This is a genomic window from Sphingomonas sp., from assembly GCF_051962185.1.
Classification (GTDB): domain Bacteria; phylum Pseudomonadota; class Alphaproteobacteria; order Sphingomonadales; family Sphingomonadaceae; genus Sphingomonas.
This window is the reverse complement of record NZ_JBQCCN010000077.1, coordinates 1-2,101: the sequence shown is the minus strand read 5'-3', so window position 1 is coordinate 2,101 and position 2,101 is coordinate 1. Positions and strand designations below refer to the sequence as shown.

The following is a 2,101-nucleotide window of genomic DNA, read 5'->3' as shown; positions in this document are numbered from 1 at the left end:
GATGACCGGCGTGACCGGCACCGCTGTCTTGCCCAGCGTGACCGACACCTGGTCGAGCGTCATGCCGTCGGTATTGCCGCGTGGCGCGCCGCCCTGCGCCAGGCTGCCACGCGATCCCGGGCGGTAGAGATTCTGGTCGAGCTGGAGCCATAGCACGTCGAGCGCGCTCGGGCTGGCGTTGGTGTAGGTGATCGTCACCTCGCCCTTGATCGTGTGCGCGGCCGGGTCGAGTGTCGCATGGATCTGATAATCGGCGCGATTCTGCCAATAATCGGGACCGGGCATGCCGTCGCCGCCGCGATAACGATTGACCGCCTGGCCCATGTCATAGGGCGCGAAGGTCTCGCGCGGCTGGTAGCTGGACGGGCTCGCGGCAGTGGTACCGGCGAGGATGAGAGCGGAAGCGGAAAGGAGGGCCAGGCGGCTGAACATCGGGGAGGATCCTGGGCTTGGGGAGGGACCGCCCTTCCGCCACAATGACGGGCGGTTGTCCAGCGGGGCCGCGTTTTGTCTCCCCTCCCTGCAAGGGAGGGGATTAAGGGGTGGGTGAGCGATGACGAGGCTCGATGCCTCGTCATCGCTGTTTTGCCGGGCAGCCAAATATCCTCGGAGGACAGTGCAGACGCGCTTCGCGCGCACCCACCCCCCGGCCCCTCCCTTACAGGGAGGGGAGATTCTATGTCGCAGCGACCGGAAGAATCTCGATCACCTCGACCGCATCCGGCCGCCCGGGAAGCGAGACGACTTCCCCCTCTCCCGCCCCGATCAACGCCCGTGCCAACGGCGCCGAAAACGCGATCAACCCCGCTGCCGGGTCCCGCTCGTCGTCCCCGACGATACGGATCTCCCGCTCGCCGCCATCGACCGCGATCCGCACGCGCGATCCGAACGCGATCTCGTCCGTCGGCGGCACCGGCGCGACGACCGCGGTCACCCGGCGCGTGTGCCAATAGCGCAGGTCGCGCGCGATCTCCTCGCGCCGCGTCTCGTCCGCCCCCGCCTGCTCCGCCTCCAGCGCGGCGATGCGAGCGTCGATCAGCGCGGGCCCGCCTTCGGTGACGAGGTTCGGTCCCGCCGGGATCGGCAGTCCGAAGCGCGGCTCCTTGTGCTCCTCGTCGCTCTCTCGGCGGAACGCGACGCTCATTGCTCGTGCTTGTCGAGCAGCCGGATGATCGCCGAGAAATCGAGCCCGCCATTCCCGGCATCGTTGAACGCCTGGTAGAGCTCGGCCGCGCGCGCACCCATCGGCGTGTCGGCATCGACCGACGCTGCCGCTTCCATCGCCAGCCGCAAGTCCTTGAGCATCAGCGCGGTCGCGAAACCGCCCTGATAGTCGCGGTCGGCCGGCGTCTCCGGCCCCACGCCCGGCCACGGCGCATAGCTGGTCAGCGACCAGCTCTGGCCCGAGCTGACGCTGGCGATGTCGAAGAATTTCTGCGGGTCGAGCCCGAGCTTGTCGGCGAGCAGGAATGCCTCGCAGGTCGCGATCATCTCGGCGCCGAGCACCATGTTGTTGCAGATCTTGGCGGCCTGCCCCGCGCCGCTCGCGCCGGCATGGATCACCGCCTTGCCCATGTCGGCGAGGAACGGCTGCGCGCGGTCGAACGCCTCGGCCGAGCCGCCCGCCATGAAGGTCAAGGTGCCGGCATTGGCCGCCGCGATCCCGCCCGACACCGGCGCGTCGACCGAGGCGTAACCCTTGGCCTGCGCCGCTTCGCCCACCCGCTTGGCGGTGGCGACGTCGATCGTCGAGCAATCGATCAGGATCGCCGACACCAGTGCCGTACCGAGGATCGACTCGTTGTAGACGCTTTCGACATGCTTGCCGGCCGGGATCATGGTGATCACGGCCTCCGCACCGTCGACAGCTTCCGCAGCGCTGGCGACGGGCAGGCAGCCGGCGGCCTTGGCCCGGTCGAGCGCCTCGGCCGAGAGGTCGAAGGCGCGGACGTCGTGCCCCTTCTTCGCCAGGTTGGCGGCCATCCCGCCACCCATGTTGCCCAGCCCGATGAATGCGACGCGTGCCATTATTCTCTCCTGTACCTCCTCTCCCTTGACGGGAGAGGATACCGTAGCTTGGCAGCTTGCTGCCTAGCGAAGC

General features: G+C 68.5%; 2 protein-coding genes and 1 pseudogene. All 3 read right to left on the bottom strand.

Features of this window, described 5'->3' with window-relative positions:
• Window positions 1–432 (bottom strand): annotated as a pseudogene (locus ACTHJR_RS05000) (M1 family peptidase); the annotation flags it as partial.
• Window positions 433–676: 244 nt separating this feature from the next.
• Window positions 677–1,144 carry a GreA/GreB family elongation factor gene (locus ACTHJR_RS04995; RefSeq protein ID WP_440522024.1) on the bottom strand — a complete coding sequence of 156 codons (468 nt, stop codon included), beginning with the start codon at window positions 1,142–1,144 and terminating at the stop codon, window positions 677–679.
• Window positions 1,141–2,028: a 3-hydroxyisobutyrate dehydrogenase gene (mmsB, locus tag ACTHJR_RS04990; RefSeq protein WP_440522023.1), complete on the bottom strand. Its 888-nt coding sequence runs from the start codon at window positions 2,026–2,028 to the stop codon at window positions 1,141–1,143. Before mmsB ends, ACTHJR_RS04995 begins: the two co-directional genes overlap by 4 nt.
• Window positions 2,029–2,101 lie beyond the last annotated feature (73 nt).

Coding starts and splice junctions, on each gene's coding strand:
- mmsB (WP_440522023.1), bottom strand. CDS start 2,028: ATGGCACGCGTCGCATTCATCGGGCTGGGCAACATGGGTGGCGGGATG.
- ACTHJR_RS04995 (WP_440522024.1), bottom strand. CDS start 1,144: ATGAGCGTCGCGTTCCGCCGAGAGAGCGACGAGGAGCACAAGGAGCCG.